A 22,948-nucleotide genomic window follows, 5' to 3' on the forward strand; every position below is an offset into this window, starting at 1 on the left:
GTGCAAACCAATTTCACCGCAGAACAGCTGACGGATCCGCATATCGCCGAGGCGGAGAGCATTCTGCGTAAATGCGTCCATTGCGGGTTCTGCACGGCCACCTGTCCCACCTATGTGACGCTCGGCAACGAACTGGACAGCCCTCGTGGCCGTATCTACCTCATCAAGGACATGCTGGAAAACAGCAGGCCGGCCGACAAGGATCTGGTGACCCATATCGACCGCTGTCTTTCCTGCCTTGCCTGCACGACGACCTGTCCCTCCGGCGTCGACTACATGCATCTGGTCGATCATGCCCGCATTCACATCGAAAAGACCTATCGCCGCCCGCTGGTGAACCGGCTGACCCGCGCCGTGCTGGCGATGACCCTTCCTTATCCTGCACGGTTCCGCGCCGCTCTCCGGCTTGCGCGGCTCGGGCGTCCGTTCGCCGGTCTCCTGAAACGGGTGCCGGCATTGCGACCGCTCGGCGCCATGCTGGACCTTGCGCCAGCTTCCGTGCCTCCGGTTTCGGCAATCGCCCGACCGGCGGTGCATCCGGCGGCAGGAGCGCGCCACGGCCGGGTTGCGATCCTCACCGGCTGTGCCCAGGGCGTCCTCGACCCGGGCATCAACGCCGCGACGGTTCGTCTGCTGACGCGTCTCGGCATAGAGGTCGTCGTGCCGGAAGGGGAGGGCTGTTGCGGTGCTCTGGTTCACCATATGGGGCGCGAGGAGCAGGCTCTTGCCAGTGCGAGACGCAATGTCGACGTCTGGATCCGCGAAATCGAGGATGGCGGGCTGGACGCCATCGTCATCACCGCGTCTGGCTGCGGCACGACGATCAAGGATTATGGCCACATGCTGCGTCTCGACCCGCATTATGCGGGCAAGGCGGAGCGCGTATCCGCCCTGGCAAAGGACGTAACCGAATATCTCTCGACACTCGAACTGCCGGTGCAGGAGCGGAAGAACCTGACGGTCGCCTATCACTCTGCCTGTTCGCTGCAGCACGGGCAGAAGGTGACCATGGCGCCGAAGACGCTTTTGAAAAATGCGGGTTTCACGGTCCGCGATCCGGCCGAAGGTCATCTCTGCTGCGGTTCCGCCGGCACCTACAACATCATGCAGTCGGAGATTTCGGCCAAACTCAAGGCCCGCAAGGTGAAAAACCTTGAAGCGACCAAGCCCGACGTGATCGTCGCCGGCAATATCGGCTGCCTCACCCAGATCGGCTCGGGAACATCAGTCCCGATCGTGCACACGGTCGAGCTATTGGACTGGGCCTATGGCGGGGAGAAGCCCCCAGGATTGGCCTGACGGTTCGGCCTGATCATTCATGCTTTTTAAGGCAATGCTGATGCAAACTTCTTCCGCCGGGACATGATTGCCGACCGGAAGGAAAGATCGAATGCGTGTCGTAACCGTTGGCCTCGCCATCCTGCTGCTTGCCGCATTCTCGCCGGTTCACGCTGCGGAACGCCTTTATTGCGCGGCCGCTGACGAGGTCCTGAGGCTGTCGATCGAAAGCGATATCAGCGCAAGCGATAAGGGCAAGCTGGTGAACTTCCGGGGCGTGGTCGGTATCAAGGATGAAAAGGTGCCGCCGGCGTTTCGTCACCTGCGTTTCGATACTCCCGTACTCGCCCAGCAGTCGATGAACGACCAAGAGCTTCGCCTGCAACTATCGTCGGACCTGCAGGACAAACAACTGGTCGGCAGTTTCGAACTGACGATCTTCGTCACGTCCACCCGGAAGAATGAACGTTTCCAGGGCGATTACGACATCAGGATATCGACGTCGACAGATAACAAAACCCCGCGCGACATTGTCCTGTCACACGGGGCTTCGGTCGTCTGCGATTTGCACTAGCCCCTTCGAGGAAGGGGCTCCGCATCTTAGAAGTGGAAGGTGATACCGGCGTTGACCGCATTGGTCATGACGTCAGTCTTCAGCGAAGCGCCGCTGTCGATGTCGACGTCAACCCACGAGTAGTTGCCCTTGTATTCTACGAAGGCCGACCAACGGTCGGTGAACTGGTAAGCCACGCCGGCCTGCGCCTGAATGGTCGCGCCGCCGACCTGGAATTCCGAGGTAACGCCCGACGGACGGGTAACTTCGACATGCGGGATGTTGATACCAGCGCCGGCGCCGACGTAAGGCACGAACTTGGTGCCTTCGATCGGGAAGCGGTAAAGCGCGTTCAGGGTCAGCAGGTTCAGGCCGTCGGTGAATTCGAAGTGGCTCCAGCCGGCTTCGGCGCGGGTGCTGTCGTTGCTGTAGACCTTGGCATGGCTGTAGTCGATCGAGACGCCGAGGTTCGGCTGGCCGAGATCTTCCAGCCACCAGGTGCCACGGAAACCGTAGTAGGGAGGCATGGAGAAGGACTTGCCTTCCCAACCGGCGGTGAAATCCGGCTGGTCGGAGACTTCAACATCGCTGTGGGGTGCTGACTGGGCGCCGCCATAAGCGGAGATCGTCATTTCTGCATGGGCGAGCGACGCAGACAGAGCGACGGCGGCAGCCGATGCACAGAGCAGGAAACGAAGTTTGATGTTCATGGTGGCGACCCGAAAAATCTAGTTATGACTGACAAGTTTTATATGGGAATTTCGGCGGCAAGTCTGTTTCCATTTTGCATCACCAGTCCGTGAAAGCGGCGGCTGACGTCTGGCAAACAGCCTTTTGTCAAGGTGAGCGACGCGCTTGGCGGATGGTGAAGCCAGAATTGGCCGCGGCAGCCCATGCCGGCAGGCGGGCATGGGATGCCGCCTGCCGTGATTCGGTTGTCTCAGGCCTCAGCCGCCGAGGATCGTGCGCAGGATGTCGATGCCGCGGTCCTCGAAGCTCACATCGCCCTGCTTGTTGCCGGGACCGACCACGATGACCTTCGAGCCGATGTCTGCACGCTCGTAGAGGTGCTCGACATCCTTGTTCATCATACGGATGCAGCCAGAAGACATGTTCAGGCCGATGGTCCAGGGCTGGTTGGTGCCGTGGATGCGGAAGATCGTGTCGCGGCCACCCTTGAACAGATACATGGCGCGCGCGCCGAGCGGATTGTCGACGCCGCCTTCCTGAACGACCGGAAGCATATGGCCCTTCTTGGCCTCGCGGGCGCGCATTTCAGCCGGCGGACGCCAGCTCGGCCATTCTTCCTTGCGGCCGATCTTGACCACGCCCGACCAGCCGAAACCTTCACGGCCGACGCCCACGCCATAACGGGTCGCGCGGTTGTTGCCTTCGACATAGTAAAGGAACTTGTTGTTGGTATCGATGATGATCGTTCCGGGCTTTTCGTCGGTCACGAGACGGACGACGCGCCGCTTGAACTTTTCTGCCACCTGCTTCGGCTGAGTTGCCGCCAGCGTCACGTCGCTGGTCGTCGCCGGACGATTGCCGCTGAAGGCCTGGGCCTCGATCGGAGCCAGCGCGCTTGTCGCCATGATCGTCGCTGCCGCAAGCACATTCACGTATTTCTGCATGATGAGATCCCCCAAATCACGGAAACGCGAGCCTATCCGACTCCCGTCTCAATGCAAGCCTTTCAGCATTTGCTCATAAGAAATAGCGGCAATGCACGGCCATTTGCAGGACTATCACTCATGCTGTGTGATTTACATCACGATGACTTTCGTGCCCACGCCGACCCGTTCGTAGAGATCGACGACGTCTTCATTGCGCATGCGGATGCAGCCGGATGAGACGCCGTTGCCGATGGTCCAGGGCGCGTTGGTGCCGTGAATACGGTAGAGCGTGGAGCCGAGATACATGGCGCGGGCGCCGAGCGGGTTTTCCGGTCCACCATCCATTCGCGCCGGCAGGTAGTGGCCCTTGGCAGCTTCGCGGGAGATCATTTCCTTCGGCGGTGTCCAGTCCGGCCATTCCTTCTTGGCGGTGATCTTGTGGGTGCCGGCCCATTCGAAGCCCGGTTTGCCGACGCCGACGCCGTAGCGCTTGGCCTGTCCGTTACCGGTCACGAGATAGAGAAAACGGTTGTTGGTATCGATGACGATGGTGCCCGGCTTGTGTGGAGTGTCGTAGGCGACCATCTGCGGCAGGAATACCGGATCGATCTGTGTCTTCATTGGCTGGTTTGGACGCATGGCGGCCGGCTGCACTATCTGCGGCTGGGTGGCCTGCGGCATCGGCGTCCTGCGCTGAGCCACGGGGCGCTGCTGGACCGGGCGTTGCTGGTAGGTGCGGACCTGCTGGCGCGGTTGCTGCACCGGGTTCGGCGCATAGACGACCGGGCGCGTGGCGCCGCCGAGCTGCATCACCCACGGGGCCGAAAGGTCGGGGCTGACGATCACCGGCGGGCGCGTCTGGTACCGGTCATCGGCAAGGGAGGGCGTTGCGGCAATCAGGCCGGCACAGGCGGCCAGGAATATCGACTTCTTCAACATCGGACGACTCGCTACATTTTTCCGAAAACAGGGGCCGAGCGGCCTCGTTGACGCGATCGTGCCAGCCGCGTCGCCACAATTGGTAAATGCGTGTTCATTAAAAGGCCGCCTGTGCCGTAAACCTTTCGTCAGGGTTAGCGGTCGGTTTGGAAAATTAGTGAACAAATGGTAAACGTCTGGCCGATTCAATCGGAAAATGGAAAAAGATGGAAAAGACGGGACTGATTACGGGCGAAGACGGGCTGACGCGCTGCTTCTGGCATGGCGGCCTCGAGGACTACCGGCGCTATCATGACGAGGAGTGGGGCAGGCCGGTTACCGACGATTTCCGCCTGTTCGAAAAGATCTGCCTCGAGGGTTTCCAGTCCGGTCTCTCCTGGCTCACCATCCTCCGGAAGCGGGAGAATTTCCGCGCCGGTTTTGCAGGTTTCGATTTCCACAAGGTGGCGCTGTTCGATGATGGCGACATCGCCCGCCTGCTCGCCGATGCCGGCATCATCCGCCATCGCGGCAAGATCGTCTCGACCATCAACAATGCCCGCCATGCCGTCGATCTCAAGGCGGAATTCGGCAGCCTTGCCCGCTATTTCTGGAGCTTCGAGCCCGGCCCCGAGGAGCGACCTGCAAGCATGGACTACGAGACGCTTCGCGCCAATCCGACCTCTCCGACATCTGTGCGCCTGTCGAAAGACCTGAAGAAGCGCGGCTGGAGCTTCGTTGGCCCGACCACCGTCTACGCCTTCATGCAGGCCATGGGCATGGTCAACGATCACATCGAGGGCTGCTGCTGCCGGCCACAGGTGGAACAATTGAGGACGGAATTCGTCCGGCCTGTTTGAGTCTGATCAAATTGAAAGCGGGACCACACGCCGCCTTCAGTCGATGCTGATCCCGAGCACGCGGCTGATCTCTGTCAGCGAACGCCCGGATTCGGCGCGCCATGTGTTGAAGGCTGCCTGCACGGCGGCCTTTTCCTTGGCCGAGGAAGGGGCCTTTTCGACGATGCCTTCCGCAATCAGGCGGTTCACCACGCTCTGGGAGAGGATGAAGCTGTCGACACCGGAAAAACGCAGGAAATACTGGCCAGTATTGCCGCCGAGCCGCGATCCCCGCTTCTTCAGGAGATCGGTAAGGCCGAGATAATTGTCCGCCGGCCAATCGGCGAAGAAGCGGCCGGCGCTGCCATGTTCCCTTGCCAGGTCGGAGAGAAAGACCGCGTTCTCCTGCACCGAGCGGATCTTCGGCCCATGCCGCACGATCCGGCTATCGGAAACCAGCCGCTCGAAATCCTCGTCATGCAGCATGGCGCAACGCGCAATGTCGAAGCCGTCGAAAGCGGCCTCGAAACCGGGCCACATGGCATCCACGACTTTCCAGTTGAAGCCCGACTGAAAGATGCATCTGGTCATCATCGACAGGAACCGGTCGTCGGGTGTTTCAGCGATTTCGTCGCGCGTCTTCGGATATTGCAGCGCGGCCTCTACCGCTGTGTCTCCTCCCTTGCGCCCGGCCGCAATCGCCCAAATCTCGTTGAAGCTGTGCATCCCTGTCTCCGCTTTTTCAGCCGATGTCCGTAATGAGTTTCGGCAGTTCGCCGAGATGGGCGATTTCGCGGAAACGCGGTGCCTGTTCCGGCTTGTCCACCTGTTCCAGCACCCATGTCAGCTGGTGGGGGACGAACACGCCCCAGGCGCCGGCGGCAATCGCGGGTACGACATCGGACTTCAGCGAATTGCCTATCATCATCGCCCGTTCTGGCCCGTCGGGCGTCTTGCCGAAGATGCGCCGATAGGTGGTCGCCGTCTTGTCGGAGACGATCTCCACCGCGTCGAAATAATCGCCAAGGCCGGACTGGGCGAGTTTCCGCTCCTGGTCGAACAGGTCGCCCTTGGTGATCAGCACTAGATAATATTCACCCGCCAGCGTCTCCAGCACATCGCGGGCATGCGGCATGGTCTCGACGGGATGGCTGAGCAGGTTGCGCCCGATCGAAAGGATCTCGTTGATCACCTTCCCCGGAGCTCGTCCCTCGGTGATCTCCAGCGCGGTCTCGATCATCGACAGCGTGAAGCCCTTGATTCCGAAGCCGTACTGGGCAAGGTTGCGCCGCTCCGCCTCCAGCAGGCGTTCGGAGACATGCTCGCCCTCGGCGAAATCGGCGAGCAAGTCGCGGAAATGCTCTTCCGTCAGCCGGTAATACTGTTCGTTTTGCCAGAGCGTGTCGTCGGCATCGAAGCCGATGACGGCGAGAGAGCGCGTATTCATCGTGATGTCTCTTCCTGCGATTGGTCGCCAGAATAGAGCAATTCCAGCAAAAATGGGAACCGGTTTTGCGCCTGGAATTGCGCGCAGACAATGCTGCTGCGTCTTCGAGTTTTGACGACGCCGTCGCAGGGCGAGTTCACATGATGCCGATGGCGAGGATCATCGTCATGCTGATCCCGCAAAGCGCCATCAGCGAGGCGAAGGCCGCCAGCACCACCCGGCCGCCCGATTTCCTCAGGGACCTGATATCGACGGAAAGCCCGAGACCGGCCATGGCGACCGTCGTGCAGATGGTGGAAAGATTGGAAAGGCGGGCAAGCAGCGGTTCGCCAAGGATACCTGCGGACCTGAGCATCACCATGATGGCGAAGCCAACGATGAACCACGGCAGCATGTGGCGAAGCGAGATACGCTGCCCCGAAGCGCCCCGCACCAGCCCGACGACGAAGAGAAGCGGCCCGAGCATCAGCACCCGGATGAGCTTGACCAGCGTCCCCGTCTGCAGGCTGACGACGCCGATCGGGGCGGTGGCCGCCAGCACCTGCGGCACGGCATAAACGGTCAGGCCGGCGAACACCCCATACTGCACGGCGCTGAGATTGAGCGCGATGCTGACAAGCGGCATGAGCAGCACGGCGGCGACCCCGAGCACAGCGGTAAAGGCGATGGACGCAGCGACATCCTCCGGGTCCGCTCCCACCACCGGAGCGGAGGCGGCGATTGCGGAGTTGCCGCAGATCGAATTTCCGAAGGCGACGAGAAAGGCGAGTTTTGGCGAAAGGCCGAAGAGCCGTCCGATGGTGAAGCTGACGGCGATCGACAGCAGGACGACCGATGCGATAGCCGCGACCAGCAGCGGCCCGGCAGCGCTTATGGCCTCCACACTGATCGAGGCGCCGAGCAGCACGATCGCGCATTCCAGAACGAAGTGGGCGGAAAATGTGATGCCGGCGTCGAACGAGGCGGGCAACCTGATGCTGGACCGCAGCGCGACCCCGATCAGGATGGCGAAGACGAGGCTTTCCAGCGGCCGCGCGCCGATCAGCAGAACTTCCACATGCTCCAGCGCAAGGCCGGATGCGGCAACGGCAAGACAGAGGGCGAGACCCGGAAGGATGGCGGATGGAGCTTGAAACGGTTTCATAGCGGCGGACACCTGTGGTTGACAGGCGAATTATCGGTCGCTTGATTATCGACTTCCATCGCATAATAAGTCATATTTCATTCGATAAAAACGAACGTTTGACGATGACCTTCGAGCAACTTTCCATCTTCGTCGCCGTTGCCGAACGCGAGCACCTGACGCGGGCTGCCGAGGCCATCGGTCTCACGCCCTCGGCCGTCAGCGCCGCGATCCGCAATCTGGAGGCTTATTACCGTGTGGCCCTGTTCAACCGGGTCGGGCGACGCATCGAACTGACCATGGAAGGCCGCCTGTTTCTCGACGAGGCCCGCGCCACGCTCGCCCGCGCCCGCTCAGCCGAACTGATGCTGTCGGAGCTTGGGGGATTATCACGCGGCCGGCTTGCGGTTCAGGCAAGCCAGACGGTGGCGAGCTATTGGCTGCCGCCTCTGCTAATGCGGTTTCATGCGGAATATCCGGGCATCGAACTGGAATTCACCATCGGCAACACCCGTTCGGTGGCTCAGGCGGTGAATGCCGGCACTGCCGATATCGGCTTCGCCGAGGGAGCGGTCGATGATCCCGCGCTTGCGGTTATGAAGGTGGCAGACGACGCGCTTCTGGCAGTCGTTGCGCCGGGACATGCGTTTTCCAACGGCCAGTCGCTTTCCGCCAGTCAACTGGCCGAGGAAACGGGCTGGATCATGCGCGAGAAGGGGTCGGGCACGCGCGCTGCGTTCGAGGATACGCTTCGCGGTCTCGGCGTCGATCCGGCTCTTTTGAGAAATGTGCTGACCTTGCCATCCAACGAGGCCGTGCTGTCGGCCGTCGCCGCCGGTCCCTGCGCGGCCGTTGTCTCGGGCATCGCGGCGGCTGGCCGGCTGGCAAGCGGTGAACTGGTAGCCGTGAACTTCTCGCTGCCGGTCCGGCAGTTTTCCATCCTGCGGCACAAGGAACGCCGCCCCAGCCGGGCGGCGTCCATGCTGGAAAGGATGAGCCTCGAGCAGGCGGGCTAGAGCATTTCCAGCAAAAGTGCGAAGCGGTTTTGCGTACGGAAATGCGTAAGAACAAGAAGGTAGAGGGTTTTCGCGATTCGGAGAAAAGCGGAAACGCTCTAGCCCGAGGCTCCTCTGTTTTACTGGCCGTGCTTGGCGAGCCATTCCTTCATCATGGCGATCTCGCCTTCCTGGGCCTTGATGACCTCTTCGGCGAGTTTGCGAATTTCCGGATCTTTGCCGTATTGCAACTCGATTTTCGCCATGTCGATTGCGCCCTGATGATGCGGGATCATGCCGCGAACGAAGTCGACATCGGTGTCGCCGGTGTATTCGATCGCCATGTCGCCATGCATCCTGGCGTTTGCCTCAGCAAATGCCTGGCTGGAAGGCGACTGGTCGCCCGCCGGCTGATCCCCCGCCGGCTGATCCATGGTCATGCCGCTCATGTTCATATGGTCATGGGACATGGTTTCCTGGGCGTAAGCGGAGCTTGCGAGAAGAATGGCGGATGCCGTGAAGAGTGCCTTGAATAGCATTGGGGTTTTCCTTGTCGTTCAGACGGAATCTGTTTCGGCCTTGGGCCGTTATCGGTTCGAAAAAGAAGCGTCTTCAGGCGCGGGGAGGGGGAGTAAGCGGCGCCGATGGCTGCGAATGCAAAGCTGTGACAAGGGAGATAGCCTCGGCGGAACGGGTCGGCGAGCCCGCATCGGCAATGACGAGGCTGGCGGGCAGCGTCAGGCAGGCGGAACAGTGGGCGGAGCGGTCGGTCTTGCCCGGATGCGGACAATCGGCGTCTGTGCTTGCCGTCTCGGCGTGCTTAGCCTTGGCCGTGTCGTGCTTCATGCGCCCATGCATGGCATGGGCGGGTTCGTCTGCCTGTGTTGCCGTTACTGCAGCCATCTGCATGGACGCACCAACGGGCATCGCCATGCCGGTAAAGGGCATGGCGCCATAAGCCAGCGCGGCAAGCAGCAGAAAGGCACGAAGTAGCAACGTCATGGCAACGAAGGTAGGGGCGATTTCGTCGAAAGCAAGGCCGATGTCGGAAACGGTCAGCCGACGGTCGAAATGAGGCGCACCATCAGGCGATGACCTTGTGCACGATGCGGTAGTCCTTGCTTTCTTCGCCCTGTGGCACCACCGGCCACTCCCATTCGGCGCGATGAACAGGCACGTCGACGCCATGCAGCAGGTCGAATGTCTCGTGCCGTTTGCCGGTCCAGTCGATCACTTCATAGGAAATGTCGGTGACGAGAAGGCTTTGGCAGGGCAGGCCGGCAAGGCCGTCGATATGCGCCCGGATCAGCCGGGGCAGCGTGTCTTCCGGCATTGATGCCGGCGGTTCCCGTTCCAGCCGTTTCATGGCCCCGGTGCCGATCTGCGACAGGAGATTGGCCGAGACGACGAAATCAAGGAAAGGCACCTGCCTGAGAAAAGCGAGAGGCTCTGATTCCTGTCCGGCTTTCAGCGCATCGTAGCCGCCAAGATCGCGCTCGATCAGCCGCACGTTCTTCAGGCCCTTGAGCATGAGCCAGCCGCGAATGCTGGCAAGATGCACCAGATCGACCAGCACCACGGTATCGAATGCCCGCGAAAGCGCGATGATCGGGACATCGCGCAGCAGGCCGGAGCCGAGCACGACAGCTGTGCGCCGCTGTTTCAGCGCGCCCATGGCCGCGATGATGGCCGCCTTGCTGTTTCCCTCATGCTCCCGCCAGGCCGCAGCACAGCGTCCCGCCCGCGACCACAGATTGACCGAATAGCGGATGGCCTCTCGATGGGCCGGCATCGTCAACGGCCATGTGGCGGCATAGTTCAGGGCTTCGAGGATCATCGCGGCCTTGTCTCCATGGCCTTGCCTCAGCCGAGCAGAAGCGGCTGCGGTTCCAGCGCGACGTGGAGTTCGTGGCGGGTATCGGTGAGGCCGGGCGTGTAGCCGAAGTCGAGCTTCAGGTCGCCTGTTCTCTGACCGCTCGCCGCCGCATGGTCGTAGAGGCGCTGGAAACCCGAGGCGATGCCCGAGAGTGGACCTTCATAGTGGAGGCGTAGGTAAGGCCGTGCCGGCAGAAGGAGCTTCGTCATGCCATCGGGTATCTCGGTCGATCCTGCGGCAAGAAACCCCACCAGTTCCCGGAAACGGCCCTCCGCCGGTTCGCTCGATACTTCGAGAAACGACGTCGCGCCGGTATCGGCAGCGAATAGCCTTTGCCAGAGTTTAGGCATGAGAGTGGCCAGGTCCTGCCAGTCTGCTTCAATCTCGTAGCCGATGCAGACGAGTTCCGGCAGTTCCACGATTTCGATCATCGGCTCTCCTCGCCTCCTTCGGCAGGCTTCATTCGCCGCCGAACTAGCCGCAGAAGGGCAAAAAACGCAAGCGCGACAAGTATAAAGACCGGATGTCCCCGATCAATATACTTGCCGCCCAAACCTTGATCCTCTAAGACACCGGCAACCTGAAAACACAAGAATTCCCGGTTCCCACCATGAGCGACAAGTCCAAGAAACCGCAGAAACTCAAAGCCCGCCTGCCACGGGGCTTTGTCGATCGTGAGGCTGCCGATATCCGCGCCGTCAACGAAATGACCGCGAAGATCCGTGAAGTCTATGAGCGCTATGGTTTCGATCCGGTCGAGACGCCGCTGTTCGAATATACCGACGCGCTCGGCAAGTTCCTGCCGGATGCCGACCGACCCAACGAAGGTGTCTTCTCGCTGCAGGACGACGACGACCAGTGGATGTCGCTGCGCTACGACCTGACCGCGCCGCTGGCCCGCCATGTCGCGGAAAATTTCAACGAGATCCAGCTTCCCTACCGCACCTACCGCGCCGGCTACGTGTTCCGCAACGAGAAGCCCGGCCCGGGCCGTTTCCGCCAGTTCATGCAGTTCGATGCCGACTCGGTCGGTGCGCCGGGCGTTCAGGCCGATGCCGAAATGTGCATGATGATGGCCGATACGCTGGAAGCCCTTGGCATCCAGCGCGGCGACTACGTGATCCGTGTCAACAACCGCAAGGTTCTCGACGGCGTGATGGAAGCGATCGGTGTCGGTGGTGACGAAAACGCCGCTCGCCGTCTGTCGGTTCTGCGCGCCATCGACAAGCTGGACAAGTTCGGCACCGAAGGCGTGAAGCTCCTGCTCGGCGAAGGCCGCAAGGACGAGTCCGGCGACTTCACCAAAGGCGCGGGGCTCGATGCCGAGCAGATCCGCAAGGTGCTGTTCTTCGTCGGCATCACCGATTACGCCGAGAGCGCGGTACATCTGGCCGAACTCGTCGCGGGCACCGAAAAGGGCACCGAGGGCGTCGACGAACTTAACACCATCCGCAGCCTCGTTCTGGGCGCGGGCTATGGCCCTGATCGCATCAAGATCGATCCTTCCGTCGTCCGCGGCCTCGAATATTACACAGGCCCGGTTTACGAAGCTGAACTCAGCTTCGACGTGACCAACGAAAAGGGCGAAAAGGTCGTCTTCGGCTCCGTCGGCGGAGGCGGTCGTTATGACGGTCTCGTATCGCGCTTCATGGGCCAGCCGGTGCCGGCCACCGGCTTCTCCATCGGCGTCTCGCGCCTGATGACGGCGCTCAAGAACCTCGGCAAGCTCGGTCAGGACGACGTGGTCGCGCCGGTTCTGGTCACCGTCATGGACGGCGATGTCGAGAGCATGGGCCGTTACCAGAAGTTCACGCAAGCGCTGCGTGCCGCCGGTGTCCGCGCCGAGATGTATCAGGGCAACTGGAAGAAGTTCGGCAACCAGCTGAAATACGCCGACCGTCGCGGTTCGCCCCTCGCCATCATTCAGGGCGGCGACGAGCGCGCAGAGGGCGTGGTGCAGATCAAGGACCTGATCGAGGGCAAGCGCCTCTCGGGCGAGATCACAGACAATGCCGAATGGCGTGAGGCCCGCGTCGCCCAGGCCGTGGTGCCGGAGGGCGAACTGGTCGAGAAGGTTCTGGAAATTCTCGCAGCCCAGGCGGAAGACCGTCGTCGGGCGAAGCAGGCCGATGTCTGATTTTGTGGACTTTCCCCTCCCCAACCCTCCCCGCAAGGGGGAGGGGGCAGGTCGGTGTTTGCCGTCCCCGATGCTTACCGTTTTGTCAGTCTGCAGTTCTCTGCATCAAAAAACGGGGCAAGGTGTATCGGGCGCTCGCATTGCCATTGGTATGAGCGCGCGCGGCGAATCCTCTCCCCCCTTGTGGGGGAGATGGCCGGCAGGCCAGAGGGGGTATGCCGTCTCCGCGGAAAGAGCTTATCCATGCCCCTGATCAACATGCCGGATTTCGCCGACACCATTCTTGAGGAATTCTCGGCGCGTTCGACCGTTCGGGTCGATACGCCCGTGATCCAGCCTGCCGAGCCTTTCCTCGACATGGCGGGCGAAGATCTGCGCCGGCGCATCTTCATGACGGAGAACGAGCGCGGCGAAAGCCTGTGCCTGCGGCCGGAATTCACCATTCCGGTCTGCCTGCGCCACATCGAGACCGCGACCGGCACGCCGAAGCGTTATGCCTATCTCGGCGAGGTCTTTCGACAGCGCCGCGACGGCGCCAACGAGTTCTATCAGGCCGGCATCGAGGATCTCGGTAATACCGGTATCGCCGCCGCCGACGCCCGTGCGATCGGCGATGCCTATGCCATCCTCGCGCGTCTGCTGCCGGGCAGGGAACTGACCGTCATGCTGGGTGACCAGGCGGTGTTCGAGGCCGTGGTCAAGGCGCTCGGCCTGCCGGCGGGCTGGCAGAAGCGCCTCATTCAGGCCTTCGGCAACGCCGACCAGATCGAGCAATTGCTGAAGCGTCTCGGCAGCCCCAATCCTGTCGAAGGATTGAACCCGATGGTCTCGGACCTGCTGGCCTCCGGCGACGATGCGGCGCTGGTCGCGCATATCGACGAAACCATGCAGGCGACAGGCTATTCCACCAATGCCAGCCGTTCGCCGGTGGAGATCGCAAGGCGGCTCAAGGAAAAGCAGGAACTGGCTGAAACCCGGCTCGACGGCGCGGCCCTCATCCTGCTCAGGGAGTTCCTGTCGCTGGAACTCCCGTTGCCGGAAGCGACTTCGGCGCTCGCCGGCTTTGCCGATGCTGCCGGCCTGAAGCTCGGTGCTGCCATCTCCCGTTTCGACGAGCGCGTTGCGGCCCTTGCCAATGCCGGGCTCGATCTCGCAAGCATCACCTATCGTGCGGCCTTCGGCCGTCCACTCGACTATTACACCGGCCTCGTCTTCGAAGTCGCGGCGAAGGACCATCCGGCAGTGCTTGCCGGCGGCGGTCGCTTCGATCACCTCCTGACCTTGCTCGGTGCCGAAAGCCGCATTCCGGCGGTCGGCTTTTCGCTCTGGCTCGACCGGATCGAGGCGGAAGGAAAACGTTCATGACGATTACCATCGGATTGCCCTCCAAGGGCCGAATGAAGGAAGACTCCTCTGCCGTCCTCGAACGCGCCGGGCTGAAGATCGTTGCCGTCGGCAACGACCGCTCCTATCGGGGGCGGGTCGAGGGCTTCGACGATGTCGAGATCGCTTTCCTCTCCGCCTCCGAGATTGCGCGCGAAATCGGTGCGGGAACGGTGGACTTCGGCGTCACCGGTGAGGACCTGATCCGCGAAGGGCTGGCTGAGGCCGACAAGCGCGTCGAAATCTGCGCCCGCCTTGGTTTCGGCCATGCCGATGTCGTCGTCGCCGTGCCGGAAATCTGGCTGGATGTCGATACCATGGCCGACCTCGGTGATGTCGCTGCGGACTTCCGCAGCCGCCATGGCCGGCGTCTGGCGATTGCCACGAAATATTGGCGCCTCACCCAGCAGTTCTTCTCGGGAAGCCACGGCATCCAGCTTTATCGCATCGTCGAAAGCCTTGGTGCGACGGAAGGGGCTCCCGCGGCCGGGCAGGCGGATATCATCGTCGATATCACCTCCACCGGTTCGACACTGCGCGCCAACCATCTGAAGATCCTTTCCGATGGCGTGATCCTGCGTTCCGAGGCCTGCCTCGTGCGTGCGCGCAAGCCGGAACACGAGGGCAATGCCCGGGTGGCCGAGATCGTCGCGGCCGTCCAGGCGGCGCTTCGGTAAAGCCATGGGCGAGGCGGACCATGTCGTCGGCCTCTACGAGCGTCATGCGCGTGCCTTCGACCGCCTGCGGTCGAAGCATTTCTTCGAAAGATCCTGGATCGACCGTTTCGCTGGGCAACTGGCGGAAGGTTCCCCCGTGCTGGACCTTGGCTGCGGCTCCGGCGAACCCTTGGCGGCTTGCCTGCTGGAGCGGGGAATGAAGGTGACTGGTATCGACTCGTCGCCGACATTGATCGATCTGTGTCGTGAGCGGTTGCCTCAAGGCGATTGGCAGGTGGCCGATATGCGCGAGCTTTCGCTCGCCCGCACTTTCGATGGCATTATGGCCTGGCACAGCTTCTTTCACCTGACGCCGGATGCCCAGCGCGCGATGTTCCCGCTTTTCGCTGCCCATGCCGCCAGGCGTGCGATGCTGATGTTCACGTCAGGGCCATCGGAGGGCGTGGCCATGGGAACCTTCGAGGGCGAACCGCTCTATCACGCCAGCCTTTCCCCCGAAGAATACCGTCAACTCCTTGGAGAGAACGGCTTCGAGGTGATCGCCCATGTGGCGGAAGATCCGCAATGCGGCGGGGCAACTGTCTGGCTTGCACGCAAGGTCTGATTTCATTGTATGGTCGGAAAACAAAAAGCCCGGCGGAAGGATCCGCCGGGCCTTTTGTTGCTTGGGAGCAGGGAACTATCAGGCCGTAGCGAGAACGCCGCGGCGTGCGTCGACCGAGTATGCGCCCGGGCCGTAAGTGGCGAGCAGGATGTAGGCGCCGGCGAGCGTGATATTCTTCATCAGCATGATGCCGTTCAGCGCATTGATCCAGCCAAGAGCACCTTCCGGCCAGCCTTCGATGGCAACGGTGCCGCTGTGGAAGACGAGAGCGGTGAATACGCAGAAAAGGGCGAGCGCCCAGCCGACGATCCGGGTCTGGAAGCCGACGAGGACGGCGAGGCCGGTGACCAGTTCGAACAGGCCAGCGAGATAGGCAAGCGCGGTGGCGGCCGGGAGGCCAGCGCCGGTAATCATGCCGGCGGTGCCGCTCGGGTCGGTCAGCTTGCCGAAGCCGGCATAGATGAACATGAAGGAAAGAAGGATGCGGGCGATCAGGATGATCGCGTTGTTGCTATTGGACATCGGAAGCTCCTATGTATCGTGTGGCCGGGCTCCGCAGACCGGCAAGGCGTTAAAACTTTCCCTCGTTTAATGCCCGTTTTTGATTGTCCCGCATAGTTGGACGATGCTTGACTATTCGTTCGATAATTGAGAACGACGTCGGACTAGTCCTTCCCCCCAAAGGAGAAAATAATGGCTGATCTATCGAGCTTTCCCATCACGAAGAAATGGCCCGCCAAAGACCCGTCCGTCATCCAGCTCTATTCCTTGCCGACACCAAATGGCGTGAAGGTATCGATCGCATTGGAAGAGCTTGGACTGCCTTATGAGGCGCATCTCGTTTCGTTCGGCACCAACGAGCAGAAGTCACCGGAGTTCGTATCGCTGAACCCGAACGGTCGTATTCCCGCAATCATAGATCCGAATGGCCCGGATGGAAAGCCGATTGGCGTTTTCGAGTCTGGCGCGATTCTGATCTATCTGGCGGAGAAGACCGGCAAGCTTTTGCCGAGAGACGCCGCAGGACGCTACTCGGTGCTGCAGTGGCTGATGTTCCAGATGGGCGGCGTCGGCCCGATGTTTGGTCAGTTCGGGCATTTCTACAAATACGCCGCCGATAAGGTCGCCAACAATCCCTATCCGATGGAGCGTTATCGCGACGAAGCGCGCCGACTGCTGGGTGTGCTGGAAGGCGAGCTTGCGACCCGCCCGTGGATGGCTGGCGACGAGTACACGATTGCCGACATCGCCACCTTCCCGTGGGTGCGCGGACTGAAGGTCGGTTATGAAGCGGCAGACGTGATCGGGCTGGAAAACTATCCCAAGGTCATGGAGTGGGTTGCGCGGGCTGAAAACCGGCCGGCGAGCCAGAAGGGCCTCAACGTTCCGGCGCGACCCTGAGCCCGCCGCGTCCAAAAACGAAAGCGGCCGGATCGGCCGCTTTTTCTGCTTCCCGATTGTGAGGAAGTTTAGCCGTAGCTGCGCAGATGCGCGCCGGGCGCAAGCTTGAAGCGCGGAAATACGAAGAGGCCGAGCATGCTGCCGTCACTGTCCTGCTCCAGGCCGACGGATTCACCGATGCAGAATACCGGCTGGCGATGTCCGTCATTATGCAGAATCGTCGTCGAATAGCAGAAACGCGATGACGAGGTAGCTGCCTGCTCGAAAAGCTCGAGAATGTGAGCGCGGTCATTTGGCTCATAGCAACGCATCATGCTGAGCAGGCCGCATTCTGCCGTTGCCAAGCCGTGCAGCGCGGTCGCCCGCTCTCCCAGCTTGATGACACCATTCGAAAGATCGCCCTCCCAGCTTTCCGAGACGGTGAACTGCGAAACCATAGTGGACTCGTCTTCCTCTGCCTCTGGAAAGGCATGGGAGTGGGAGGTAGGGGTATTGGCTCTGGCAATCTTAAACAAGGCGGTCCTCAAGTCGAAAGCCGAATTGAAGCGTAGTGCTCTCGGAGTAGTTTCAGTATTGACGGTGTAACCGGAAACCCGGTGCGGGACTCAAACTGTTTTGCATTCCCCCGCGCGTCAGCGGATCCCAGAGGGACGATGATCGCTCGAGACTGTATAATTTTACCAGTTACTTATATTTTGCCAAAGTACAAGTACATACTTCGCGCATAAGTTTCATTCGGTGTTCTCGCCCGATGGCTTCCTTCTGGCAGGATGGTTACCAAGGGTAGTGTACCGTCCCGTTGGACTCGGGGACGCACCGGTTGACTCGCGAAGGGTTATTAACTTTTTGTTTTCTTCGCAATGGATTTTTTTGAATGATATGCGGAATCTTGTAGTTGAATAAAGACGAAAATAAACCTGCTGCATACCCCTATCGAATTAGGGATTTCTGGAGTCGATATCATGTTTTTCGCAGGGTGAAAACGGTTGCCCCTCAGTCGGGTCCGAAGATTTCGTCAAGTGACCTGTTTTTCTCACACAAATTGCACCCTTTCGCTGTGTCGTTTTGAAGCATTTCTGAACGGGTCGGAAGCGACAAGAAGAAATCCAGAGATTTAATTAGAATATTTACATAAATAAATAAACGAAATACTGTAAGTGACGTGTGGTTGCATAAGGCGGGTTTGACTGCTGCCCGTCCCGTTCGGTCGCCTCTTGCGAAGACTGATTTCCTGGAGCGGTCGCAAACGGGCCAACGAAGGCCTGATCCGCTTTCATCATACCCGTCTGATGGCTTCTTGAGCCCGGCTCGGTTGAGGTGTCCGATCAACTGAGCCTGACTGACACCGTACAGCGAATAGGGACGACCCGAAGGTCGTCTTTCTGAATTTTGAGCTGAGTGGCTCAGATATGAGACATCGGCTTCATGTCGTGTGCATGCCGAACCACGACCCGGGCGCTCATGCTAAGCCGCTTGAAGTCGCTGATCCCGTTTAGAGGTTTGCTGAACGAAAAAGGGCGACCCGAAGGCCGCCCTCTCGCAAGACTGAACCGGATGGCTCAGATGTGCAGGCTTTCGCCTATCACATCATGTCCATGCCGCCCGTTCAGCGCGTCAAACGCGCTGAACCACTTCAAGTGCATGGGCGAAGCTTTATGGTCATGGCTGCGATAGGCTGGCGCCTATCACATCATGTCCATGCCGCCCATGCCGCCCATGCCGCCAGGCATTCCGGCCGGAGCGTCCTTCTTCGGCAGCTCGGCGATCATGGCTTCGGTGGTGATCAGCAGGGAAGCAACCGAAGCTGCGTTCTGCAGAGCCGTGCGAACAACCTTGACCGGGTCGACGATGCCCATGGCGATCATGTCGCCATATTCGGACGTCTGGGCGTTGTAGCCGTAGTTGTCTTCGTTCTTTTCGAGGATCTTGCCGACCACGATCGAAGCTTCGTCACCGGCGTTCTCGGAGATCTGGCGGACCAGGGACTGCAGAGCACGGCGGATGATGTTGATGCCAGCTTCCTGGTCATCGTTTGCACCCTTTGCGGTGATCTTGGAAGCCGAACGGAGCAGGGCAACGCCACCGCCCGGTACGATGCCTTCCTGAACTGCAGCGCGAGTTGCGTTCAGAGCGTCGTCGATGCGGTCCTTGCGTTCCTTGACTTCGATTTCGGTCGAGCCGCCAACGCGGATGACGGCAACACCGCCAGCGAGCTTGGCAAGACGTTCCTGCAGCTTTTCGCGGTCGTAGTCCGAAGTGGTTTCTTCGATCTGCGCCTTGATCTGGGCTACGCGGCCTTCGATGTCGGACTTTTCACCGGCGCCATCAACGATGGTGGTGTTTTCCTTGGAGATCGAAACCTTCTTGGCGCGGCCAAGCATGTCGAGGGTGACGGTTTCGAGCTTGATGCCGAGGTCTTCGGAGATGACAGTGCCGCCCGTGAGGATTGCGATGTCTTCCAGCATGGCCTTGCGGCGGTCGCCGAAGCCCGGAGCCTTGACGGCAGCGATCTTGAGGCCGCCACGCAGCTTGTTGACGACGAGCGTAGCAAGAGCTTCGCCTTCTACGTCTTCAGCGATGATGACGAGCGGCTTGCCGGTCTGAACGACGGCTTCGAGAACCGGCAGCATGGCCTGGAGGTTCGAGAGCTTCTTTTCGTGCAGGAGGATGAATGCGTCTTCGAGGTCCGCAACCATCTTTTCCGGGTTGGTCACGAAGTAGGGCGACAGGTAGCCGCGGTCGAACTGCATGCCTTCGACGACTTCGAGTTCGGTTTCAGCGGTCTTGGCTTCTTCGACGGTGATGACGCCTTCGTTGCCAACCTTCTGCATGGCTTCTGCGATGTCGTCACCGACCTGCTTGTCGCCGTTTGCGGAGATCGTGCCAACCTGGGCAACTTCGGCCGAGGTGGAGATCTTCTTTGCCTTTGCCTGCAGGTCCTTGACGACTTCTGCAACAGCGAGGTCGATACCGCGCTTCAGGTCCATCGGGTTCATGCCGGCGGCAACAGCCTTGGCACCTTCGCGAACGATGGCGCGAGCCAGAACGGTTGCGGTCGTGGTGCCATCGCCGGCGATGTCGTTGGTCTTCGAAGCAACTTCGCGGACCATCTGGGCGCCCATGTTTTCGAACTTGTCTTCCAGTTCGATTTCCTTGGCGACCGAAACGCCGTCCTTGGTGATGCGCGGAGCGCCGAAGGACTTGTCGATAACGACGTTACGACCCTTCGGGCCGAGGGTTACCTGCACTGCGTCAGCGAGGATGTCGACGCCGCGCAGCATCTTTTCGCGCGCAGAGCGGCCGAATTTTACTTCTTTAGCTGCCATTTTGATAACTCCTGAAAAGGGGTGTCAGCGATATGTCGATGAAGGCAAAAGGCTGGAAATCAGCCGATGATGCCCATGATGTCGGCTTCCTTCATGATCAGAAGGTCAACGCCGTCGAGCTTGACTTCGGTGCCCGACCACTTGCCGAACAGAACGCGGTCGCCGACCTTGACGTCGAGAGCTACGGCCTTGCCGTTTTCGTCGCGGGCGCCCGGGCCGACGGCAACGATTTCGCCTTCAGCAGGCTTTTCCTTGGCGGTGTCCGGAATGATGATGCCACCCTTGGTCTTCTCTTCGGACTCGACGCGCTTTACGACAACGCGATCGTGCAGGGGGCGGAAAGATGTGCTTGCCATTGTCTAATCCCTCGATCAAATGACATTGACGGACCGTAGTGGATCCGCACGGAAATTGTTAGCACTCCCTCCGAGAGAGTGCTAGCGGCGTTGAGATAGGGGTGGCCTTGGGATGAGTCAAGCGCGACCCACGGAAAAAATTTCACCTCACAACGTTAACATCGCTGCGTGACAGAACGTATGACATGAAGCGCGTCTTCACGCTGGCTGGATGATTTCACGTTGGGTGCATCGGTCGCTGACGCGCTCGGCCCGTCATCACATCCTTGCACATCAGCTATTTCGCCGGGGGAGCTGCAAAGCCCCTTGCCATGGCGGCTATCCTTTGCAATGTCACCGCTGACATAAATTGAAATCGGGAAATCATGATGGCCGAACGCATCTCCAATCTGAGCGACGTCAGCAAGAACTACGACGTCATTCTCTGCGATGTCTGGGGCGTGCTGCACAACGGTATTGATGCATTCCCGTCTGCCTCGGAGGCATTGACCGCGGCGCGGGAGGCAGGCACCACCGTGGTGCTCATCACCAATTCGCCACGCCCGTCGCCCGATGTCGTCAGCCAGTTGAAGATGATCGGTGTCGCGGACACGGCCTTCGACGGGATCGTCAGCTCCGGTGACGTGACCCGCACACTGATCGCCGCCGGCCCGAAGAAAATCTTCTTCCTCGGTCCCGATCGTGATTTTCCCCTGCTGAACGGGCTCGCCGTCGAGAGGGTTTCTGCGGATGAAGCGGAGGCTATCGTCTGCACCGGCTTCTTCGACGATGAGACCGAAATGCCTGAAGACTATCATGACATGCTGGTCGCCTTTCGGAAGCGTGGCGTGCCGCTGATCTGCGCCAATCCCGACCTGATCGTCGAGCGCGGTTCGCGCATGATCCCCTGCGCGGGCGCTGTCGCGGCCTATTACGAGCAACTGGGCGGCGAAACCCGGGTAGCCGGAAAACCCTATCGCCCGATTTACGATACAGCCATGGCGGCGGCGGGGAAGATCAGGGGCGGCGAGACTGCGAAAACCCGCGTGCTGGCCATTGGTGACGGCATGCCCACCGATGTCCGTGGCGCTCTCGATGCCGGTCTGGATCTCCTCTATATCTCCGGTGGCATTCATGCCGCGGAATACACCGTCAACGGCAAGCCGGACGAGGCGATCCTGAACGCCTATCTGAAGCGTGAGAACGCTGCTCCCAAATACTGGATGCAGAGGCTCGCCTGAACCGGGACCCGGACATGACTGTTTTCCATCGCAACGAGAAGAAGAATCCGCTGCCCGAGAGCCTGAAAGGTGGCGTCATCGCCATCGGCAATTTCGACGGGGTTCATCGCGGCCATCAGACGGTTTTGAACCGTGCGCTGGATCTGTCGAGGGAACGTGGCGTTCCCGCGCTTGTGCTGACTTTCGAGCCCCATCCGCGATCGGTCTTCAGGCCGGACCAGCCGGTGTTTCGCCTGACGCCGCCCCCGCTCAGGGCGCGCTTGCTGGAGGCGATGGGTTTTCACTCGGTCATCGAATATCCCTTCGATCGCGAGTTTTCGAACCGCTCGGCCGAGGAGTTCGTTCACTCCATACTGGTCGAATGGCTTGGCGCGTCGGAGGTGGTCACAGGCTTCGATTTTCATTTCGGCAAGGGCAGGGAAGGCGGCCCGGCCTTCATGATGGAGTCCGGCAGGCGCTACGGCTTCGGTGTCACGTTGATCGATGCCTTCCGTGACGAGGGTTCCGAGGTGGTCTCTTCGAGCCGTATCCGCAGCCTTCTGCGGGATGGCGATGTCGCGCAGGCCGCCGGATTGCTGGGCTATCGCTTCACGGTCGAGGCCGAGGTCATCAAGGGCCAGCAGCTTGGCCGCACGCTCGGCTTCCCAACTGCCAACATGGCGTTGCCTCCGGAAGCCGAGTTGAAGCCGGGCATCTATGCCGTGCGGTTGCGCCGGCCCGATGGTTCCTTGCACGACGGTGTCGCGAGCTTCGGCTATCGCCCGACCGTGACCGACGACGGCGCGGCCCTGCTGGAGACCTTCGTGTTCGACTTTTCCGGCAGCCTTTATGGCGAGCACTGTCGCGTCTCCTTCTTCGGCCATCTGCGCGACGAGTTGAAGTTTGCCGGACTGGAGCCACTGGTCGAGCAGATCCGCAAGGACGAGGAGGAGGCAAGAGCGCTTCTCGCTGGCGTCGCCCCGATCAGCCCGCTCGACGCGGAAATCGCGTTCTGAGCGGGTGGCGCGTTACGCAGGGCGGCGCGAGTTGGCGCTTCCAGTCAGTAGGCATGGATTCGCGCCGCGACAAACTTGCGGCGCGCCTCTTCCTTTTCGCGGCAAAACCGCTTAAAGAACCGCCACCATGAACAGGGTTCGGCTGACCAAGTCCCTTCGAATTATTGGCCCGGCCTTTCGCGCTCTTTGAAAGAGCCGAAGGGT

At 60.7% G+C, this 22,948-nt stretch carries 25 protein-coding genes; 11 read left to right on the forward strand and 14 right to left on the reverse strand.

The features are described from left to right. Both glcF and H4I99_RS00645 read left to right on the forward strand, forming a co-directional pair. Positions 1-1,299, forward strand: coding sequence for a glycolate oxidase subunit GlcF (gene glcF, locus H4I99_RS00640; protein ID WP_163903669.1), 1,299 nt, complete (start codon positions 1-3; stop codon positions 1,297-1,299). Positions 1,300-1,390: 91 nt separating this feature from the next. Then, positions 1,391-1,852 (forward strand): hypothetical protein, encoded by a 462-nt coding sequence (locus tag H4I99_RS00645; protein ID WP_163903671.1) that lies wholly within the window; start codon positions 1,391-1,393, stop codon positions 1,850-1,852. A 26-nt stretch (positions 1,853-1,878) separates the two neighbouring features. Here H4I99_RS00645 and H4I99_RS00650 read toward each other — a convergent pair whose 3' ends face one another. The 3 genes from H4I99_RS00650 to H4I99_RS00660 form a co-directional block, all read right to left on the reverse strand. Beyond that, on the reverse strand, positions 1,879-2,541 hold the full coding sequence (locus H4I99_RS00650; RefSeq protein ID WP_163903673.1) for an outer membrane protein: 663 nt from the start codon (positions 2,539-2,541) through the stop codon (positions 1,879-1,881). Between the two features lie 237 nt (positions 2,542-2,778). Continuing rightward, a complete protein-coding gene (locus H4I99_RS00655) occupies positions 2,779-3,465 on the reverse strand; it encodes a L,D-transpeptidase (protein ID WP_163903675.1) in 687 nt (228 codons plus the stop codon). A gap of 132 nt (positions 3,466-3,597) precedes the next feature. Next, positions 3,598-4,386, reverse strand: coding sequence for a L,D-transpeptidase (locus H4I99_RS00660; protein ID WP_163903677.1), 789 nt, complete (start codon positions 4,384-4,386; stop codon positions 3,598-3,600). Positions 4,387-4,592: 206 nt separating this feature from the next. Between H4I99_RS00660 and H4I99_RS00665 the strand changes: the two genes are divergently transcribed. After that, positions 4,593-5,225: a DNA-3-methyladenine glycosylase I gene (locus H4I99_RS00665; RefSeq protein ID WP_163903679.1), complete on the forward strand. Its 633-nt coding sequence runs from the start codon at positions 4,593-4,595 to the stop codon at positions 5,223-5,225. A 36-nt stretch (positions 5,226-5,261) separates the two neighbouring features. On the opposite strand, the gene H4I99_RS00670 is transcribed toward H4I99_RS00665, so the two are convergent. The 3 genes from H4I99_RS00670 to H4I99_RS00680 form a co-directional block, all read right to left on the reverse strand. After that, positions 5,262-5,930 carry a DNA-3-methyladenine glycosylase I gene (locus tag H4I99_RS00670; protein ID WP_163903681.1) on the reverse strand — a complete coding sequence of 223 codons (669 nt, stop codon included), beginning with the start codon at positions 5,928-5,930 and terminating at the stop codon, positions 5,262-5,264. Between the two features lie 16 nt (positions 5,931-5,946). Further along, the gene (locus tag H4I99_RS00675) at positions 5,947-6,651 is read right to left on the reverse strand and encodes an HAD family hydrolase (protein WP_163903683.1); all 705 of its coding nucleotides are present in this window, start codon (positions 6,649-6,651) and stop codon (positions 5,947-5,949) included. Positions 6,652-6,787: 136 nt separating this feature from the next. After that, positions 6,788-7,795 (reverse strand): YeiH family protein, encoded by a 1,008-nt coding sequence (locus tag H4I99_RS00680; RefSeq protein WP_163903685.1) that lies wholly within the window; start codon positions 7,793-7,795, stop codon positions 6,788-6,790. Positions 7,796-7,899: 104 nt separating this feature from the next. On the opposite strand from H4I99_RS00680, the gene H4I99_RS00685 reads away from it, so the two are divergent. Continuing rightward, the gene (locus tag H4I99_RS00685; protein ID WP_163903687.1) at positions 7,900-8,790 is read left to right on the forward strand and encodes a LysR family transcriptional regulator; all 891 of its coding nucleotides are present in this window, start codon (positions 7,900-7,902) and stop codon (positions 8,788-8,790) included. Positions 8,791-8,909: 119 nt separating this feature from the next. On the opposite strand, the gene copM is transcribed toward H4I99_RS00685, so the two are convergent. The 4 genes from copM to H4I99_RS00705 all read right to left on the reverse strand — a co-directional run bounded on the left by copM (position 8,910) and on the right by H4I99_RS00705 (position 11,076). Beyond that, a complete protein-coding gene (copM, locus tag H4I99_RS00690; RefSeq protein WP_164490797.1) occupies positions 8,910-9,308 on the reverse strand; it encodes a CopM family metallochaperone in 399 nt (132 codons plus the stop codon). A 73-nt stretch (positions 9,309-9,381) separates the two neighbouring features. After that, a complete protein-coding gene (locus tag H4I99_RS00695) occupies positions 9,382-9,771 on the reverse strand; it encodes a hypothetical protein (protein WP_163903689.1) in 390 nt (129 codons plus the stop codon). A gap of 82 nt (positions 9,772-9,853) precedes the next feature. Next, complete coding sequence (locus H4I99_RS00700) at positions 9,854-10,606, reverse strand: hypothetical protein (protein WP_163903691.1); 753 nt, start codon at positions 10,604-10,606, stop codon at positions 9,854-9,856. 26 nt (positions 10,607-10,632) lie between these two features. Next, positions 10,633-11,076 carry a GyrI-like domain-containing protein gene (locus H4I99_RS00705; RefSeq protein WP_163903693.1) on the reverse strand — a complete coding sequence of 148 codons (444 nt, stop codon included), beginning with the start codon at positions 11,074-11,076 and terminating at the stop codon, positions 10,633-10,635. A gap of 179 nt (positions 11,077-11,255) precedes the next feature. On the opposite strand from H4I99_RS00705, the gene hisS reads away from it, so the two are divergent. The 4 genes from hisS (at position 11,256) to H4I99_RS00725 (ending at position 15,446) form a co-directional block, all read left to right on the forward strand. After that, positions 11,256-12,782 (forward strand): histidine--tRNA ligase, encoded by a 1,527-nt coding sequence (hisS, locus tag H4I99_RS00710; RefSeq protein ID WP_163903695.1) that lies wholly within the window; start codon positions 11,256-11,258, stop codon positions 12,780-12,782. A gap of 243 nt (positions 12,783-13,025) precedes the next feature. Next, positions 13,026-14,147, forward strand: coding sequence for an ATP phosphoribosyltransferase regulatory subunit (locus H4I99_RS00715; RefSeq protein ID WP_163903697.1), 1,122 nt, complete (start codon positions 13,026-13,028; stop codon positions 14,145-14,147). Further along, complete coding sequence (hisG, locus tag H4I99_RS00720; RefSeq protein WP_163903698.1) at positions 14,144-14,842, forward strand: ATP phosphoribosyltransferase; 699 nt, start codon at positions 14,144-14,146, stop codon at positions 14,840-14,842. Before H4I99_RS00715 ends, hisG begins: the two co-directional genes overlap by 4 nt. 4 nt (positions 14,843-14,846) lie before the next feature. Next, positions 14,847-15,446: a class I SAM-dependent DNA methyltransferase gene (locus tag H4I99_RS00725; RefSeq protein ID WP_163903700.1), complete on the forward strand. Its 600-nt coding sequence runs from the start codon at positions 14,847-14,849 to the stop codon at positions 15,444-15,446. Positions 15,447-15,524: 78 nt separating this feature from the next. On the opposite strand, the gene H4I99_RS00730 is transcribed toward H4I99_RS00725, so the two are convergent. Then, positions 15,525-15,968 (reverse strand): DoxX family protein, encoded by a 444-nt coding sequence (locus H4I99_RS00730; protein ID WP_163903702.1) that lies wholly within the window; start codon positions 15,966-15,968, stop codon positions 15,525-15,527. Between the two features lie 171 nt (positions 15,969-16,139). On the opposite strand from H4I99_RS00730, the gene H4I99_RS00735 reads away from it, so the two are divergent. Beyond that, positions 16,140-16,847, forward strand: coding sequence for a glutathione binding-like protein (locus H4I99_RS00735; protein WP_163903704.1), 708 nt, complete (start codon positions 16,140-16,142; stop codon positions 16,845-16,847). Between the two features lie 68 nt (positions 16,848-16,915). Here H4I99_RS00735 and H4I99_RS00740 read toward each other — a convergent pair whose 3' ends face one another. From H4I99_RS00740 to groES, 3 genes are all read right to left on the reverse strand, one after another. Next, positions 16,916-17,362 (reverse strand): hypothetical protein, encoded by a 447-nt coding sequence (locus tag H4I99_RS00740; protein ID WP_163903705.1) that lies wholly within the window; start codon positions 17,360-17,362, stop codon positions 16,916-16,918. A 1,170-nt stretch (positions 17,363-18,532) separates the two neighbouring features. Beyond that, positions 18,533-20,173, reverse strand: a complete 1,641-nt coding sequence (gene groL, locus H4I99_RS00745) for a chaperonin GroEL (RefSeq protein WP_163903708.1) — start codon at positions 20,171-20,173, stop codon at positions 18,533-18,535. A gap of 59 nt (positions 20,174-20,232) precedes the next feature. Then, positions 20,233-20,529, reverse strand: a complete 297-nt coding sequence (gene groES, locus H4I99_RS00750) for a co-chaperone GroES (RefSeq protein ID WP_099056823.1) — start codon at positions 20,527-20,529, stop codon at positions 20,233-20,235. Between the two features lie 368 nt (positions 20,530-20,897). Here groES and H4I99_RS00755 point away from each other — a divergent pair, with 368 nt between their 5' ends. Together H4I99_RS00755 and H4I99_RS00760 are read left to right on the forward strand one after the other, a co-directional pair. Then, positions 20,898-21,749 (forward strand): TIGR01459 family HAD-type hydrolase, encoded by an 852-nt coding sequence (locus tag H4I99_RS00755; protein WP_163906112.1) that lies wholly within the window; start codon positions 20,898-20,900, stop codon positions 21,747-21,749. Positions 21,750-21,763: 14 nt separating this feature from the next. Beyond that, positions 21,764-22,744 (forward strand): bifunctional riboflavin kinase/FAD synthetase, encoded by a 981-nt coding sequence (locus tag H4I99_RS00760; protein WP_163903710.1) that lies wholly within the window; start codon positions 21,764-21,766, stop codon positions 22,742-22,744. The last annotated feature ends 204 nt before the right edge of the window (positions 22,745-22,948 follow it).

Source organism: Paenirhizobium daejeonense (assembly GCF_014280875.1).
Taxonomy (GTDB): domain Bacteria; phylum Pseudomonadota; class Alphaproteobacteria; order Rhizobiales; family Rhizobiaceae; genus Allorhizobium; species Allorhizobium daejeonense.

Coding starts and splice junctions, on each gene's coding strand:
- H4I99_RS00645 (WP_163903671.1), top strand. CDS start 1,391: ATGCGTGTCGTAACCGTTGGCCTCGCCATCCTGCTGCTTGCCGCATTC.
- H4I99_RS00650 (WP_163903673.1), bottom strand. CDS start 2,541: ATGAACATCAAACTTCGTTTCCTGCTCTGTGCATCGGCTGCCGCCGTC.
- H4I99_RS00655 (WP_163903675.1), bottom strand. CDS start 3,465: ATGCAGAAATACGTGAATGTGCTTGCGGCAGCGACGATCATGGCGACA.
- H4I99_RS00660 (WP_163903677.1), bottom strand. CDS start 4,386: ATGTTGAAGAAGTCGATATTCCTGGCCGCCTGTGCCGGCCTGATTGCC.
- H4I99_RS00665 (WP_163903679.1), top strand. CDS start 4,593: ATGGAAAAGACGGGACTGATTACGGGCGAAGACGGGCTGACGCGCTGC.
- H4I99_RS00670 (WP_163903681.1), bottom strand. CDS start 5,930: ATGCACAGCTTCAACGAGATTTGGGCGATTGCGGCCGGGCGCAAGGGA.
- H4I99_RS00675 (WP_163903683.1), bottom strand. CDS start 6,651: ATGAATACGCGCTCTCTCGCCGTCATCGGCTTCGATGCCGACGACACG.
- H4I99_RS00680 (WP_163903685.1), bottom strand. CDS start 7,795: ATGAAACCGTTTCAAGCTCCATCCGCCATCCTTCCGGGTCTCGCCCTC.
- H4I99_RS00685 (WP_163903687.1), top strand. CDS start 7,900: ATGACCTTCGAGCAACTTTCCATCTTCGTCGCCGTTGCCGAACGCGAG.
- copM (WP_164490797.1), bottom strand. CDS start 9,308: ATGCTATTCAAGGCACTCTTCACGGCATCCGCCATTCTTCTCGCAAGC.
- H4I99_RS00695 (WP_163903689.1), bottom strand. CDS start 9,771: ATGACGTTGCTACTTCGTGCCTTTCTGCTGCTTGCCGCGCTGGCTTAT.
- H4I99_RS00700 (WP_163903691.1), bottom strand. CDS start 10,606: ATGATCCTCGAAGCCCTGAACTATGCCGCCACATGGCCGTTGACGATG.
- H4I99_RS00705 (WP_163903693.1), bottom strand. CDS start 11,076: ATGATCGAAATCGTGGAACTGCCGGAACTCGTCTGCATCGGCTACGAG.
- hisS (WP_163903695.1), top strand. CDS start 11,256: ATGAGCGACAAGTCCAAGAAACCGCAGAAACTCAAAGCCCGCCTGCCA.
- H4I99_RS00715 (WP_163903697.1), top strand. CDS start 13,026: ATGCCCCTGATCAACATGCCGGATTTCGCCGACACCATTCTTGAGGAA.
- hisG (WP_163903698.1), top strand. CDS start 14,144: ATGACGATTACCATCGGATTGCCCTCCAAGGGCCGAATGAAGGAAGAC.
- H4I99_RS00725 (WP_163903700.1), top strand. CDS start 14,847: ATGGGCGAGGCGGACCATGTCGTCGGCCTCTACGAGCGTCATGCGCGT.
- H4I99_RS00730 (WP_163903702.1), bottom strand. CDS start 15,968: ATGTCCAATAGCAACAACGCGATCATCCTGATCGCCCGCATCCTTCTT.
- H4I99_RS00735 (WP_163903704.1), top strand. CDS start 16,140: ATGGCTGATCTATCGAGCTTTCCCATCACGAAGAAATGGCCCGCCAAA.
- groL (WP_163903708.1), bottom strand. CDS start 20,173: ATGGCAGCTAAAGAAGTAAAATTCGGCCGCTCTGCGCGCGAAAAGATG.
- groES (WP_099056823.1), bottom strand. CDS start 20,529: ATGGCAAGCACATCTTTCCGCCCCCTGCACGATCGCGTTGTCGTAAAG.
- H4I99_RS00755 (WP_163906112.1), top strand. CDS start 20,898: ATGGCCGAACGCATCTCCAATCTGAGCGACGTCAGCAAGAACTACGAC.
- H4I99_RS00760 (WP_163903710.1), top strand. CDS start 21,764: ATGACTGTTTTCCATCGCAACGAGAAGAAGAATCCGCTGCCCGAGAGC.